Annotated in this window: 14 protein-coding genes; 3 read left to right on the plus strand and 11 right to left on the minus strand. The window is 60.7% G+C overall.

Features of this window, described 5'->3' with window-relative positions:
* Nucleotides 1–112: 112 nt before the first annotated feature.
* Nucleotides 113–1,120 (minus strand): biotin synthase BioB, encoded by a 1,008-nt coding sequence (gene bioB, locus FY528_RS00100; RefSeq protein WP_149068957.1) that lies wholly within the window; start codon nt 1,118–1,120, stop codon nt 113–115.
* Between the two features lie 261 nt (nt 1,121–1,381).
* Here bioB and FY528_RS00105 point away from each other — a divergent pair, with 261 nt between their 5' ends.
* On the plus strand, nt 1,382–4,180 hold the full coding sequence (locus FY528_RS00105) for a TonB-dependent receptor (protein WP_149068958.1): 2,799 nt from the start codon (nt 1,382–1,384) through the stop codon (nt 4,178–4,180).
* An 81-nt stretch (nt 4,181–4,261) separates the two neighbouring features.
* Here the strand turns inward: FY528_RS00105 and yiaA are convergent, their stop codons facing one another.
* The 10 genes from yiaA to FY528_RS00155 form a co-directional block, all read right to left on the minus strand.
* On the minus strand, nt 4,262–4,663 hold the full coding sequence (gene yiaA, locus FY528_RS00110; protein WP_149068959.1) for an inner membrane protein YiaA: 402 nt from the start codon (nt 4,661–4,663) through the stop codon (nt 4,262–4,264).
* Between the two features lie 372 nt (nt 4,664–5,035).
* Nucleotides 5,036–6,190: a 23S rRNA pseudouridine(2604) synthase RluF gene (rluF, locus tag FY528_RS00115; protein WP_149068960.1), complete on the minus strand. Its 1,155-nt coding sequence runs from the start codon at nt 6,188–6,190 to the stop codon at nt 5,036–5,038.
* Between the two features lie 116 nt (nt 6,191–6,306).
* Entirely contained in the window at nt 6,307–6,663 is a 357-nt protein-coding gene (locus tag FY528_RS00120) for a hypothetical protein (RefSeq protein ID WP_149068961.1), read from the minus strand.
* 238 nt (nt 6,664–6,901) lie between these two features.
* A complete protein-coding gene (locus FY528_RS00125) occupies nt 6,902–7,960 on the minus strand; it encodes a proline iminopeptidase-family hydrolase (RefSeq protein ID WP_149068962.1) in 1,059 nt (352 codons plus the stop codon).
* Nucleotides 7,961–8,038: 78 nt separating this feature from the next.
* Nucleotides 8,039–8,317, minus strand: coding sequence for a hypothetical protein (locus FY528_RS00130; RefSeq protein WP_149068963.1), 279 nt, complete (start codon nt 8,315–8,317; stop codon nt 8,039–8,041).
* A 42-nt stretch (nt 8,318–8,359) separates the two neighbouring features.
* Nucleotides 8,360–9,499, minus strand: coding sequence for an MBL fold metallo-hydrolase (locus FY528_RS00135; protein ID WP_149068964.1), 1,140 nt, complete (start codon nt 9,497–9,499; stop codon nt 8,360–8,362).
* Between the two features lie 173 nt (nt 9,500–9,672).
* Nucleotides 9,673–10,734 (minus strand): serine hydrolase domain-containing protein, encoded by a 1,062-nt coding sequence (locus FY528_RS00140; RefSeq protein WP_149068965.1) that lies wholly within the window; start codon nt 10,732–10,734, stop codon nt 9,673–9,675.
* A gap of 179 nt (nt 10,735–10,913) precedes the next feature.
* A complete protein-coding gene (locus tag FY528_RS00145; protein WP_149068966.1) occupies nt 10,914–11,648 on the minus strand; it encodes a YebC/PmpR family DNA-binding transcriptional regulator in 735 nt (244 codons plus the stop codon).
* Between the two features lie 178 nt (nt 11,649–11,826).
* Nucleotides 11,827–12,456: a hypothetical protein gene (locus FY528_RS00150; protein WP_149068967.1), complete on the minus strand. Its 630-nt coding sequence runs from the start codon at nt 12,454–12,456 to the stop codon at nt 11,827–11,829.
* A gap of 139 nt (nt 12,457–12,595) precedes the next feature.
* Nucleotides 12,596–13,027, minus strand: coding sequence for a hypothetical protein (locus FY528_RS00155; RefSeq protein ID WP_149068968.1), 432 nt, complete (start codon nt 13,025–13,027; stop codon nt 12,596–12,598).
* A gap of 61 nt (nt 13,028–13,088) precedes the next feature.
* Here FY528_RS00155 and FY528_RS00160 point away from each other — a divergent pair, with 61 nt between their 5' ends.
* Together FY528_RS00160 and FY528_RS00165 are read left to right on the plus strand one after the other, a co-directional pair.
* A complete protein-coding gene (locus FY528_RS00160) occupies nt 13,089–14,015 on the plus strand; it encodes an arginase family protein (RefSeq protein ID WP_149068969.1) in 927 nt (308 codons plus the stop codon).
* Nucleotides 14,016–14,139: 124 nt separating this feature from the next.
* A complete protein-coding gene (locus FY528_RS00165; protein WP_149068970.1) occupies nt 14,140–14,925 on the plus strand; it encodes a DUF4097 family beta strand repeat-containing protein in 786 nt (261 codons plus the stop codon).
* Nucleotides 14,926–14,937 lie beyond the last annotated feature (12 nt).

Below are 14,937 nucleotides of genomic sequence, written 5' to 3' on the forward strand. Positions count from 1 at the left end.
CAAGGCTAAAGCATCTCTAGCTCTGGCTGATTATTGCCATTACAACGAAGCAGTAGAGGTACTTTAGCCTAGCTCAGCATGACACGCTAGAAAAGCAAAGCATGGGGAACTACTACGCAACCACGCCTGCCTCTTTGCCCAGCACCATAGCGCCCTCGGGCACGTCCTTGAACGACTTGCGGGGCTTGAGGCCCAGCAAGGCAAACATCTGCTTGTCGGCGTCGAAGTCGGGGTTGGGTGTGGTCAGGAGCTTTTCGCCGCTAAAGATGGAGTTGGCGCCGGCCAGGAAGCACAGGGCCTGCTCCGTGACGGGCATCTCCTGGCGGCCAGCCGAGAGGCGTACCATGGTGTGGGGCATCAGGATGCGGGCCGTGCCAATCATGCGCAGCATTTCCCACACGCTCACCCGGGGCTGGTCGGCCAGGGGCGTGCCCTGCACCGGCACCAGGGCATTCACCGGCACACTCTCGGGGTGCTGGGGCAGCGTGGCCAGGGTGTGCAGCATGGCAATGCGGTCCTCGTCGGTTTCGCCGAGGCCGATAATGCCGCCCGAGCATACCGAAATACCGGCTTTGCGCACGTGCTCCAGGGTGTTCAGCCGGTCGTCGTAGGTGCGCGTGGTGATGATGTCGTCGTACTTCTCGCGGCTGGTGTCGAGGTTGTGGTTGTAGGCGTAGAGGCCGGCTTGCTTGAGGCGCTCGGCCTGGTACTCATTCAGCATGCCCAGGGTGCAGCACACTTCCAGGCCCATGCCGTTCACCTGCTCCACCATGCCCAGCACCCGGTCGAAGTCGCGGTTGTCGCGAATTTCGCGCCAGGCGGCTCCCATGCAGAAGCGGGTGCTGCCGCCGTCTTTGGCGCGCTGGGCCGCGGCCAGTACTTCGGCATCGGGCAGCAGCTTGTGGGCCTGCACGCCGGTGTGGTAGCGGGCCGCCTGGGGGCAGTAGGCGCAGTCTTCGGGGCAGCCCCCGGTCTTTACCGAAAGCAGGGTGCACACCTGCACCTCGCCGGTGGCCTGGGTTTGGGCATGAATGGCAGCCGCCTGGCTTACCAGCTCCAGGACGGGCAGATTATAAATGGCTTTTACTTCGTCGAGAGTCCAGTCGGTACGGAGCAGCATGAGCAGAGAAATTGAGCGGGAAGATGAAACAGGAGCAAAACCCCAAGGGGCGGGGCTGCAAGTTACGCGAGATGCCCGTTATCCCTAATGAATATGTGAGAAGTACTATTTCGAAGAATATATGACTATTTATATGCTACTGACTTTAGCCGGGATTGACCCTCGCTCGGCGGCTTTCAGGGGCTTTTTATCGAATAGGAAGCTGGGCATTGAACCAGCGTGCGTAGTTTTGGGACTTGTGCTCTCCTAAAATTTAGCCTAATGCAACACAAATACGCTCCTCTGCTTGTCGCCGCTCTGCTACAGGCGGGTCCGCTGGCCGCCGCGCCGGCCGGGGGTGAAAAGCCCCAGCACGCAACCCGCCGCAAAGCCGCCGCCGCAAAGGCCGTAAAAGCCGACCCCTCCGAAGCCAACGTGGCCGGGGTAATTCAACTGGCCAATGGCGAACCGCTGCCGGGTGCCACGGTCTTTATCAAAGGCACCTTCATCGGGACCAGCACCGACCAGTTCGGCAAGTTTTCCCTGCTGGCCACGTTTGACGGGGCGCCGGTAGAGCTGGTGGTAGCCTACGTGGGCTACGAAACCCAGACCCTGCAGGTAAGCCAGGCCAACACGGCCCTGAGTGTGCAGATGGTGCGCAGCGCCACCCTGCTCAACGAAACCGTAGTTGCGGCCTCCCGCGTGGAGGAAAGCATTCTGCGGGCTCCCGTCACCATCGACAAGGTATCGGAGCGGCAGATTGAGCGCATCAGCACCCCCGAGGTGCTGGGCGGCCTGGGCAACCTGCCCGGCGTCGACGTAAACTCCTCGTCCATGCTCTTTACCAGCGTGAGTACCCGGGGCTTCAACACGGCCAAATCGGAGCGGGTAGTGCAGCTGGTGGACTACATGGATACGGCCCTGCCTTCCCTGAACCTGAGCCCGGGCAACCTGGTGGGTATTCCGGAGCTGGACATGGAAAGCATCGAAATTATCCACGGGCCGGCTTCGGCCCTCTACGGCTCCAATGCCCTGAGCGGGGTAATTCTGTTTAACAGCAAAGACCCCTTCGTGTACGACGGGCTGAGCGTGCGCCTGCGCGCCGGGCAGCGCAACCTGCTGGACGGGCAGCTGCGCTACGCCCAGAAGCTGGGCAAGCGGTTTGCCTTTAAAATCAACGCCAGTGCCTTCCGGGCCGATGAGTGGATTCCGGAAAACTACAACGCCAACGCCGGCTCTCAGAACCCAACCGGCTCGGTGCTGGGTATTGATGCCATCAACCGCTACGGGGAGCTCAACAACACCTTCTCGCCGGTGCAGGACGTGCCCGCGCTGGGCTTTAAGGTGCACCCCGAGCTTTACGGCAAAACCGTGTACATGCCCGGCTACACCGAGCGGGAGCTGCTAGCCGGCGACACCAAAACCGACTCCCGCCGCCTGCAGGCCGCCGTTACCTACCTTTTGCGCGACGACCTGAAGCTGACCGTGGAAGCCAAGCGCGCCATCGGCTCGGCTACCTATCAGAACATCAGTCGTTTCCGGGTGAAAGATTTGGGCACCAACCAGTTTCGGGCTGAGCTGAAAAGCGCCCGCGGCTTCCTGCGCGCCTATTCCACCCAGGACTTCACCGGCGACACCTACGAGCTGACCCAGCTCTCGGGCCTGATCCTGAAAAGCCCCAGCGCAGCTATTCCCCAGCTCAGCAACCGCGACTTTTACTTCGTCACCTACAATAACACCTACGATGCAGAGCGTGGCAAGGGCCGCAGCATAGACGAAGCGCTGGTGCTGGCCAAGCAGGCCGCCGATGCCACCCAGCCCGCCGTTTCCTCGGAGCGTTTCGCCACGCTACGCCAGCAAATCATCAACGAAGACCAGCCCGGCGTAGGCTCCAAGCAGAACTTCAGCTCCTACCTCAACGACGTGAGCGGGCAGCGCACCTTTAAGCTGGGCGAGGAAGGTCCGGAGCTGACGCTGGGCGCGGCCTACCGCCAGTACCTGTTAGGCTCCAACGGTAAGCTGTTCAACGACTTCGATGGTAAGCGCATCCGCAACCATGAGTACGGCACCTACGGCCAGCTTACCCATACCCTGCTCGACGACCACCTGAAGCTGAGCGTGGCCGCCCGCGTGGATGCATTCAAGAACTTTAAAACGGCCGTTTCACCCCGTGCCGCAGCGGTGTACACCCTGGGCGAAAACAAGCAGCATAACTTCCGCGCCAGCTACGGCCGCGCTTTCCGCAGCCCTTCCCAGACCGACCAGTTCCTGTACTCCGACGTGTCGGACTACGTGTTCCGCGGCAACTCGGAAAACGGCTTCAAGGGCTACCTGTTTACGGATGCTAACGGCCGTAACTACGTACCCTTCTCCGGCATGGACCTCACGCCCTTCAAGGTGAGCTTCGACAAGCTGCGTCTGGAGCAGGTGGGCACCGCCGAAGTAGGCTACAAGGGCGTCGTGCTACCCAACCTTTACCTGGATGCCAGCTACTTCCGCAGCACATACAAAGACTTTATCGGGGTTTCGTACCTGGTGAGCCGCCCGGATGGCAGTGAGCCTACGCCGGCTGAGTTTGACGCCGGCTACCTCTCAGCCTTCCGCGCTACCAGCGCCTCGGCCCCGCGCATCATCTCCCTGGCCCGCAACAACGCCCAGCCCGTGCGCACCCAGGGTGCCACGGTCGGCCTCACCTACTACCTGAGCAAGGCCGTGAACCTGACCGGTAACTACTCCCTGAACGTGCTGGACCGCAGCAATCTGCCCGCGGGCTTCCGCACGTTCTTCAACACGCCCAAGCACAAGTACAACCTAGGCGTGAATGGCGTGGTGCTGAAGAGCCTGTCGTACTCGGTAAACTACCGTTGGGTGCAGGGCCACCAGCAGGAGCTGCCCTTCGCCACGGGCATGATCAAGGACTACAGCACCACCGATGCCTACGCCGGCTACATGGTGCCCAAGCTGGGCACCACGTTCCAGCTGGGTGCCTCCAACCTGTTCAATACCAACAACCTGCAGGTGATTGGGGCGCCCAACCTGGGCCGCCTGGTGTACGTGGGTATCATGGTAGACGTGAAATAAGCGGCTGCGCGTATGCGCTCATGAAAAAGCCTGTTCTCCGGCCGGAGAACAGGCTTTTTTGCGTGGTATCGGCTATAGCTGCTAGGCAGAGAGGTCGTGGTTGCCTTTACCGTCGCGGGTGTTTTTCTGCACGGCAATAGCCCCGAACAAAGCCAGCATAAACGACATGGCGTAAAAGCCTTTTTCGCTGAGCGCCAGGGAGGCATTCCACAGGCCCACGGCCAGCAGCATAATGGCGGCCAGGGTAGAAAACCAGCACAGGCCGTAGTAGATGTTGGTGACGGGAATGCCTTCCAGCTGGTCGCGCACACTCTTCTGCAGCGACACCGCCGCAAACAGCCCGAACAGCAGGATGGTGAAGTAGTAACCCTTTTCGTTGAGCAGCATCTGCGCGTTCCAGAGGCCTATCACAAAGGCGGCCATGCCGGCCAGCAATGCCACCCAGGAGGCGGCCACAAAGGCATTGGAGGGTTTGGTGCTCATAGCAGGTAAGGCAGTCAGGTAAGAAGTGAGAGAGGTAGCGGTATATCCGCTCCCGATGCTCAAACATAGTGTACTGCCGCAGCTAACCGATGCGTAAGAGTTGCTTGAATCAGACTTTTGCTACCTCTGCATACTCAGGAAGACAGCACCTGAAAAACGTTTCGCGTGCTGAAAACGGGTATATTCAGGAGATTCTATCTGATTTTTCAAGAAAGAATATTTCTCTTAAAGGCAGGAGAAGAAGTGCCTATGCACAGCGTAAAGAAGGAGCGGGGCTTGTTCCCGCCCCTACGGCATACTTCTTCCCACTTCCCCAAAAACAGCGGGCTGCTCCGTGATGGAACAGCCCGCTGGTCATAACAAAAAGCAAAACTAGGACCGTTTTCCGCCCCGAGTGGAGGCATTGCGGCTGCTGCCGCGGTTGCCGGAGTTGCCTTTGGGCGTGCGGTTGAGGCTTTTGGAAGCAGACTGCCGCTTACCCCCGGCGGCGCTGGCCGGGCGGCTAGCCTTACCAGCCGCCGCCCCAGGGCGCGGACCCACCGCGTTGGTTGGCCGGCCCGAGCCCGCCGACCGGCCTGCCGAAGCTAGGCCTTTCGGGCCCGCTGCCTTGCGGCCGGGCGCGGGTTTCTCTACCCAGGCGCCAGCGGGGCGGGCTTTGGTTTTGCGCGGAGCATCAGCTTCGTCGTCGGTGGAGGCGGGGCGGGCCACGGCGGGGCGCATGGTGATGGGGCGGGCGGTTTTGCGGCCGGGGCGGTCGGCCCACTGGGTGGCCGTAGACACGCTCTTGCGGCGGCGCGGCACGGAGCCGTCGTCGGCGCTGCTGGAGTTTTCCAGCATCTCAAACAGCACTTTCAATTCCTTTTCCGTCAGCTCGCGCCACTCGTTCAGGCCCAGGCCTTTGATGCTGATGTTCATCACCCGGATGCGCTCCAGCTGTACTACTTCGTAGCCGAAATGCTCGCACATGCGCCGGATCTGGCGGTTCATGCCCTGGATGAGGGTGATGCGGAAGATGTAGGGTGTGTCCTTCACCACCTTGCACTTCTGCGTCATCACCCCCAGAATAGGCACCCCGTTGGCCATGGCCTCGATGAAGTCGTCCTTGAGGGGCTTGTCCACCATCACCACATACTCTTTCTCGTGCTGGTTGCCGGCGCGCAGGATTTTGTTGACGATGTCGCCGTTGCTGGTGAGCAGAATCAGGCCCTGTGACTCCTTGTCCAGGCGGCCTACGGGGAAAATGCGCACCGAGTGCTTGATGGCCCGGATGATGTTGTCCTTGATGCTGGTATCGGTGGTGGTAACGATGCCCGGGGGCTTGTTGTAGGCAATGTAGATGGCATCTTCCTCGGCCCGGGGCTCAATGGCAATGCCGTTGACTACTACGCGGTCCTTGCTCGTCACCTGGTCGCCGATGGCGGCGCGCTTGCCGTTTACCAGCACGTTGCCCTGCTCGATGTGGCGGTCGGCTTCGCGGCGGGAGCAGATGCCGCTTTCGCTGATGTATTTGTTGAGACGAGTGGCCATAGAGCAGAGTCGGGAAGAGGCCGCGCCGCTGGTGCGCGCCCACGGGTAAAAAAACAGGCTGCCGGCCCCAGAAGGGTCGGCAGCCTGCAAAGATACGGCATTGGGGCCGGGTAGCCTTACGCCGGGCTTTCGGCTTTGTCAAAAAACGCGAACAGGGCCTGTTCCAGCGCGGCCGGCAGCTTGGGCGGTGTATGCGGGCACAGGGCCAGCGCCGGACCGCCGGCGGCCGGCGTAAAGGTGCCGCCAGCGGCCGAAAACCGCAGCTGGCCTTGGGAAAATTGCCGCCGCTGCTCGCCATCAGCCGCGCTCATGGCCTCAAACGTCAGCAACTCCAGGGCCTGGGTGGCTTTGTCGAAGCGCAGCCAGAAGTACACGTCGGCGGGGTCGGCGCTCTGCACGTCGAGGCGCTTGATTTCGAAAATGAAAACAGGGTCGGCTTCCAGCAGGAAGAGGGTGTGGTAGGGAACGGACATTTGGCAAAGCTCACAGAAAATGCCGCAAGCACTACGCTTCAACGGAAGATTCTTCTAAATAGGCGGTGTCACGGAAGACTCACAGGTGGTAAATAAGTGGTCATCCTGAGCGAAGCGAAGGACCTTGTCACATCGGAACAAACCGTTGTTACGATTATTGTTCTACCGTGACGAGGTCCTTCGCTTCGCTCAGGATGACAGCTATTGAAAAACGCCTTGTCAATATGCAGGAGTTGATTTACAGCTTTACCTGCTGCTCGCCTTTATCCACGGCCAGCATCCACTTCGTGAGGCCGCGCATGTAGGTAGCCTGGTCGTCGTACATACTCATGTGGGAGCCTTCGGGGCAGATGAGGGCGGTGCCGTGCTGCACTTTCTGGGCTACCATGCGCATGTGCTCGGGGGCCATGGTATCGTGCCGGCCGCCGATGCTGAGTACGGGCACCGCGAGCTTGGGCAGGTCGGCCACCCGGTCCCAGTTCAGGAGCTTACCGGAGGCGCCAAACTCGCTGGGGCCCTGCATGGTCACATAGAGCGACTGGTTGGTTTTGCCCAGGGAGCGGGTCATGGGCTCGGGCAGCTGGGGCAGGCGGCACAGGTGCTGGGCGTAGAAGTTGGGCTCCAGCAGCTCCATGTAGCGCGGGTTCTGGAAGTCCTTAGCGGCCTCAATCTTGCGGATTTCGGCCAGCACTTCGGGCTTAAGCTGGGGCGCCAGCACCTCGTCGGCGTACCGGTTATAGGCTGGAATGCTCATCATCATGTTGGAAATCACGAGGCCCTTGAGGTGCTGCTGGTACTTGAGGGCGTACTCGGCGGCCAGGATGCCGCCCCAGCTGTGGCCCAGCAGGTAGAAGTTGTCTTTGTCGAGCTTGAGGGCCTGGCGTACTTGTTCTACTTCCTCCACGTAGCGCGGCAGGCTCCACATGGCCGTATCCTTGGGGTTGTCGGAGTTGCCGCAGCCCAGCTGGTCGTAGTAAATGAACTCGATGCCTTCCTGGGGCAGGAAGCTTTCCATGCACTCGAAGTACTCGTGCGTGGCGCCCGGCCCGCCGTTGAGCAGTAGCAGCTTAATGCGCGGATTATTACCAAACCGCTTCGTCCACACATTGAACTTGCCCTTGGGCGTGGTGATGGAGACGATTTGCACACCGCCGGTTTGCACACCTGAATCGGCGGCGGGAAAGTAGCTGGCCAGGGAGGAGGCCGCCGCCGTGGTTTTGGTGGGCTGGGAAGTGGGGGAGGAGCAGCTACCCAACAGGGTCAGCAGCAGGCCGAGGCCGAGGAGAGTTGTGCGCATGGTTGTGGGGCAGGTAGGGTGCAAAAAGCTAAACCTACCGATAATTCCCGCTGGCACCAACTGTTGCCCCGGCCTGCGTTACTTGCCCGTCACCGACTGCTCCAATTCCCGAAACGGAATAACAGTCTTCACCCCGTAATCCTGTACCGGCCACGACTGCACAATGGTTTCCACCGGCAGCTTCAGGTCGCGGATGGCCTGGTACAAGCCCACCTGCCGGGCACTGGCTTTGCGGCTCGGGCCCTGCCGCGCTATCCACACCAAGTCGTCCTCAAACAGCAGCTTCTCACTGGGGAAGTAGTACACCAAATAGTCATTGGTATGCTGGGACTTGCTGCCGATGACGTGAATCTGCATCGCAAATCCGTCCTCTGCAATGGTCTTGCTGGTGGTTATTTCCTAGGTGCGCAGCGGGCGGGGGTGCAGCTGCAAGCTGTCGGGGTGCAGGGAGTGCGGGGCCTTGGCCAGGTACTGCACGTAGGGCACATCGGCGGGCGTGGTGAGGATGGTGGCGCCCCGGTGCACAAAGGGCCGCACGCCGCCCAGGTAGTGCGGGTGGTAGTGCCCCGCCACGAAGTAGCGCACGGGCTTACCCGGGGCCAGCTTGCGGGCTTCGGCCAGAATCAGCTCCCCGTTCTCACTGTTCAGCGGCGCCTCGGCCACCAGCAGAAACGAGCTGAACTCCACCACCAGCACTTTGTCGTCGGTGTGCTTGAGCTCCAGAAAGTGCAGGTGCGCGCCGTGGTGCGTTACGGTAACTTCGGGCTTGACAACGGGGGGCGAAGCCAGGGCATACCCGGCGGGTGCCGTGAGCAGCGTAGGCGCGGCCGGCTCCAGCGCCGCCGCTGTTACCTGCACAGTATCCGTGAGCTTGCCGTTGATTTTACTAACGACGATGGTGCGGGCGTAGGTAAGCTGGCCCACGGTGGCGTAGTCCTGGTAAGTATAGGTCGTCAGCACGTCCCCGAACAGCTCGTCGTGGCTCAGGGCGGTTACCTTGCTCAGGCGGTTGTCGGCGCGGCGGATGTAGAGCCGCACGATGCTGCCGCCGAGTGTGTCTTGGTACACCGTTTCGGTGCGGGTGCTTTCCGGCGTGGGCTTGGGTTTGCGCTGGTAGAAGTAGTGCAGGAGCGGAGCCGTGGTGTAACGTGCCGCCTGCAGAGGCTGCCCACGAAAAGCATTGGGCGTCACGCGGGTCGGCTTATCGTCGCCATAGTCCTGAAATAGTAGGGTGGCAGGCGTGAGCTGGGTGCGGGAAAAGTAGGTTTTGGCTTCTTGCCGCAGCGTATCACTCTTCAGAAAGCTGGTAGCGGTGCTCCACACGCGGCCGGTGCCGGTGTAGTTGGTGGCCTGCCAGGGCTGAAAGCTGTGCTCCAGCTGCGCCAGCGTTTCGTGGTAGCGCAGGGTGAGGTAAGTGGTTTGTACCGGCTGGACTTGCTGCTTCCAGCAGGCTGGCAGGTTGTCGGGCCCCTTCGCCCAGGCTGGAAGCTCTGGGAGCAGAAGAAGCAGGAGCAGGGCGAGTGAGCGTATCAAGGACATAAGAGCTAAGTAGATAAGACTTGGAAAAGCAGGCTTCAGGAATATGTTCTAAGTCATGCTGAGCTTGCCGAAGCATCTCTACCGGGGTAATCAAATGGTCTTGCGAAGCGGTAAAGATGCTTCGGCTCCGCTTAGCATGATGTTCTTTTGAGTCTTTAATACCAAATACTCGTCTACTCCTCCGCCAGCCACTGCAGCGCCCGGTACTCGCCCGGCCTAAAGAACAACTGCCGCACGTCGTTGGTGAGGCGCTGGCCATTGGCACCGTTGGTGAACAGCACCAGGGTTTCCTGCTGCTCCGGGAAAGCCAGGAAGAAGTTCTTGAAGTCGCCGTTGTCGCCCCAGTGCCAGAGGGCGGGGCCGCGTCTGGTTGTCACGAGTCCTACGCCGCAGGCCCAGGCAATGTGGGAATCGGTAGGGGTGCGGGCGTGGCCGCAGCGGTTGGCCTCGCTGGCGGGCCGGAGCAGCAGCTGGTGGGTAGCCGGCTGCAGACCGGTGCCCGCTAGCAGAGCCTGCACAAACCGGCTGTAGTCTTCGGCAGTGGAAAGCAAGCTGAAGCCCGCGTTGGGCTCCGCAAACCGGCGGACTTCAGTAGCCTTACCGGTATTATCGTGGCCGAAGCTGGCGTTTTTGTCGAAGCCCGGCTGCCACACGTAGCTGCTATGACGCATCTTCAGGGGCCCAAAAACCTCCTGTTGGGCCAAGGCTTCCCACGACTTGCCGGTGAGGTGCTCCAGGGTTTTCTGCAGCCACACGTAGCCTTCGCCGGAGTAGTTCCAGCAGCTGTCGGGAGCATATTTCAGGCGCAGGACGGAAGTTTTCCAGCTGTCGGCCAGCGGGTTTTCAGCCCAGTTGGGCAGGCCGGCGGAGTGCGTCAGCACCATTCGGGCCGTAATCTTATCGGCGCCGGGCTGAATGGCCAGGCGCGGGTAGGGCGCGTAGGAGAGCAAGGGCTTATCCAGGGCCAGCATGCCCCGGTCGTGCAGGCGTAGGGCTACATAAGCCAGTACCACTTTCCCCAGAGAAGCGGCCTGAAACGTGGTCTTGCCCGTCAGTGCCTGCGGGGTGCCGCTTTTGCGCTGCCCCAGCGCGTACGCGGTAGATTTGCCGTTTTTGGAGTACACCACCTGCAAGCCGGGCACATTATGCTTTTTCAGCAGGGCCGTCAGCTCCGGTTGCTGGGCGGTGGTCGTGAGGGAGAGGAAAAGCAGAACGGCGGCAAGTAGGATTCGCATAGGTCGTGCGTCAGTGCGCAGAAAAGCTATAGATGGTATAAAAGTCAGATGAGAGCTGCCGTCGGTTCGTTGCTTATCAACCAAAAAGTAAAGGCCGCCCACATGGGGCGGCCTTGTAATAAGCGGAAAAATCGTCCACAATATCCGGGAAAACCGAAAAATCCGCGCGAATATGGGGTTTAGCCCAAGGTATGGTACACGGCCTGCACGTCGTCGTCCTCCTCAAACTTTTCGATGAGGTTCATGACTTCTTCCAGCTGCTCGCCTTCGAGGTGCACGGTGGTGTTGGGCACCCGCTGCAGCTGCGCCGATACTACGTTGAGGTGTTTTTCTTCCAGGGCCTTCTGCATCTGCCCGAAGTCGGTGAAGGCGGTTTCCACCACGATGTAGTCTTTCACCGCGCCTTGCTCGTCCTCTTCCTGGTCGGCGTACACGTCTTCGGCGCCGGCGTCAATCAGCTCCAGCTCCAGCTCGTCGAGGTCGAGGCCTTCGGCGGCCAGCTTAAACACGCCTTTGCGGGTAAAGGTGTAGTCGGAGGAGCCAGCGGTGCCCAGGGCGCCGTTGCCGCGGTTGAAGTACATGCGCACGTTGGCCACGGTGCGGGTGGGGTTGTCGGTGGCGGTTTCAATCACAATGGCCACGCCGTGGGGCGCGTAGCCCTCATACACCACTTCCTGGTAGTCTTTTTCCTCCTTGCTGCTGGCGCGCTTGATGGCAGCTTCCACCCGGTCCTTGGGCATGTTCACGCCCTTGGCGTTCTGCATAGCCGTGCGCAGGCGCGAGTTCGTGTCGGGGTTGGGGCCCGACTCTTTCACGGCCATGACAATCTCCCGACCAATGCGGGTGAAATCTTTGGACATCCGGTCCCAGCGCTTCATTTTGCGGCCTTTGCGGAATTCAAACGCGCGTCCCATCTATGGTGAATAAGTAATTGAGTGAATGAGTAAGCCACCCGGCCGGCGGGCCGAAGGGGCCGCAAGTTAGCAGAAAGGGCGGCGGGGCGCAACGCATCCATCCGCAAACGCCGGCGCCCCGGCTTCCAGCGCGTAACGCTGAAAACCGGGGCGCTGGGTTGCTTCATAGCCTGTGGCGTTAGGGCAAGTCCTGCAGGCGCAGGGTAATGTTCTGGGGGGCCGTTTCGTTGCCGCCGAAGTAGGGGTAGAGCTGGTAGCCTTTGGCCGCACCGGTGCAGCTGCGCTTGTGCTCCACTTTTTTGCCGTTCACCACAAAGGTGTACTTGCCATCGGTAATCTGCAGCTCGCAGGTGTACCACTTATTGCGGTCGATGGCCGTGAGCAGGGTGGTGGTGTTTACGCCGGCGCGGTAGGAGTAGGCCAGCAGCTCCAAGCGGTTCTGGTACCAGCGCCAGCCAAACCGGGCGCTGTTGGTTTGGTGCAGGGAGTTGCAGTCGGAGAGGCCGTAGAGCTTGTTTACGTCGGCTTGGTTGTTGGTCAGCTTGGTTTTGTAAGCGGCGGTATTGTCGAACTTCACCGAGAACTTGAGCTTGGTTTTGCTTACCAGTCGCACGGGGTTGCTGGTGGCGTAGTGCTGGTCCTTCAGAATGGTGTAAAGCACGCCGGGCTCGGTAGCAGCCGTGGCATCGACCGAGGTAGCCACGGCGGTAGCAGAGCTGGCTGGTGCTACCTCTTCCTTGCGCAGGCAGCCGGCGGCAATCAAAATGAGAAAAAGACTAGTAGGGGCAAGCGTAGATAAGCGAAACATACGAGGTGGTTAGTTTTCCCTCGAAGCACTTTATCGGGCTTTATGGTTCATTAAAAAGCATTTTTAACTTTTGAAGTTTCTTTGTATAGTAACTGTATTTCTTAAGGAAAGGTCAGGTTAATAATTGCAAAGTGCAATTTTATTTTCCCCGCAGCGTATAAATGCCCCGGTTGCCGGCGGGGTAGCCTTGCACGGTTAAAATGAGCAGCCCATTCCGCAGCACAAACGTCCCTTGGTCGGTGCGGGGCTGGCCTTTGCTGTCGGTGTAAGTGAAGGTGATACGGTCGCCAGCAAACGCGAAGCGCCCATCCTGGTCGAAGCGCATCTGTGTACCGTTGGCGGCCAGCGTCAGCCGTTTCTGGTAGACGCCGTCGGGGCGAAGCGTAAGCGTGCCGCCCACACCCCGGGCCAGCATCGGCTCACTGCCATTGCTCAGGTCTTTGATGGCGTAGGTGAGGTAGTCGTAGGTGGTGAAAAAGCTGGCCTTGGCAGCAGCAGGAGCTTGCTGGGCCCGCGCACTGGACGCGAAGAGCAGCAAGGCCAGGAAAGAGAAAAGAATACGCAGCTTCATCCGGCCAAATTACGCTATCCGCCGCTTTTCCGGCTGCGGCCCGTTCGGCTACCTTTGGCTTATGCCTACTTTTCTGCGTGAACTTATTCAACCCGCCGCCGCCCTGCCCCAGGCCGACGTCTGCCTCGTGGGCCTGCCGCTCGACTTCGGGACCGTGCTCGAAGGCGGCCGGGCCGGGGCCGCCGGCGCCCCCGACGCCATCCGGCGGGAGCTGCGCCGCTACCACAAAACCTACAACCTGGAGCACAACGTCAGCCTCGACCACCTGCGCATCGCCGACGCGGGCAACCTGGCCCTGCGCGTCTCCGCCGACCACGCCGCCAAGCACCAGCTGATCCGGGAAGAGCTGGCCCGGCTACTGGGCCGCTACCCGCGCGTGGTGGTGCTGGGCGGCTCCCACGATGGTACCTACAGCACCGTGCGCGGTTTGTTCGATGCCAACGGGGCGCAAGCCGTGGGCGGCCTCAACCTCGATGCCCACGCCGATGTAAAGGACAAGCCCGGTCTGATCAGCAGCGGTACGCCCTTTGGGAAACTGCTGCGGGAAGGGTTCCTGGCCGGAAAGCAGTTCACTGAAATCGGCTTGCACTCCAACCTGAACACCAAGGAGGATATCGACTTTCTGCACGCCCAGCAAGCCCACATTGTGCCGCTGGCGCACGTGCAGCAGGACGGCATGGCGGAGTACATGACGCGTGCCCTGCGCCGGGCTACCAGCAGCGGGCCAGCCTTTGTGAGCTTTGATATAGACGGGTGCGCCGAAGCGTATGCGCCCGCCGTATCGGCCCCCAGCGCCGACGGCTTTACGCCGCGCCAGGCCACGGAAGCCGCTTTTCTGGCGGGTAAGGCCGAAGCCGTGCGGTTGTTTGAGGTGGTGGAGCTCAACCCGCTCTACGACCGGGACCACCAGACGGCGCGGCTGGCTGCTACCATCATTACGGCTTACCTCACGGGCGTGGCCGCACTACTGAGCCAGTCATCTACGTAAGCTTTCGTATAAAATTTTACGGTTTCGGGAAGTAGCAGGCAACGGTTTGCCAGGGCCGCTCATCTATGGGGCAAGTAAGGCGCTTGAAGGCCATACGTATCCTGTTCTACTTTCTCTTTTCGCTATGAAAACCACTTTCCTCGCCCTCGCGCTGGGTCTTGTTGCCACGGCCGCCACGGCCCAAACCACCGCCAACTTCTCCCTGACCTGCAAGGAGGGGGATGGCCGCAGCTCCCAGAAGCAGTTCTGCGAAACCCGCGACCTGACCATGGCCAGCCCCGGTACCGCTACGCTCACCATTGATGGCCGCGCCAACGGCGGCATCACCGTACACGGCTACGATGGTACCGAGGTGAAGGTGCGGGCGAAAGTATCGGCCTGGGCCCGCTCGGCCGAAGTCGCCCAGAAAACGGCTCAGGGCATCAGCATCAGCACTAAAGGCAATAAGCTGCGCGCCGAAGGCAGCGAAAATGGCTGGGCCGTGAGCTACGAGGTGTTTGTGCCCCGCCACACGGCCCTGAACCTAAAAACCATCAACGGCGGCATCCACATCGACCACGTATCGGCGGATATTGCCTTTGACGCAGTGAACGGAGGAATTTCGTTGGATGAGGTAGGCGGCAACGTGAAAGGCAACACCACCAACGGTGGCCTCAGCATCACGCTGGCTGGGGAGAAATGGACCGGCGCGGGTCTCGACGTATCGACTACCAACGGGGGCATCACCTGGAATCTGCCCAAAAATTACTCGGCCAAGTTCTACACCAGCACCAACATGGGCGGCATCAACGGTGCCCTGCCCGTCACCAAAACCGGGATGATGAGCAAGGAAATAGCCGCCAACCTGGGCAGCGGCGGAGCTACCGTCCGGGCCGTTACGACCAACGGCGGCATCACCGTGCGTCAGTAGCTGGTTGCCCAA

Source organism: Hymenobacter lutimineralis (assembly GCF_008271285.1).
Taxonomy (GTDB): domain Bacteria; phylum Bacteroidota; class Bacteroidia; order Cytophagales; family Hymenobacteraceae; genus Hymenobacter; species Hymenobacter lutimineralis.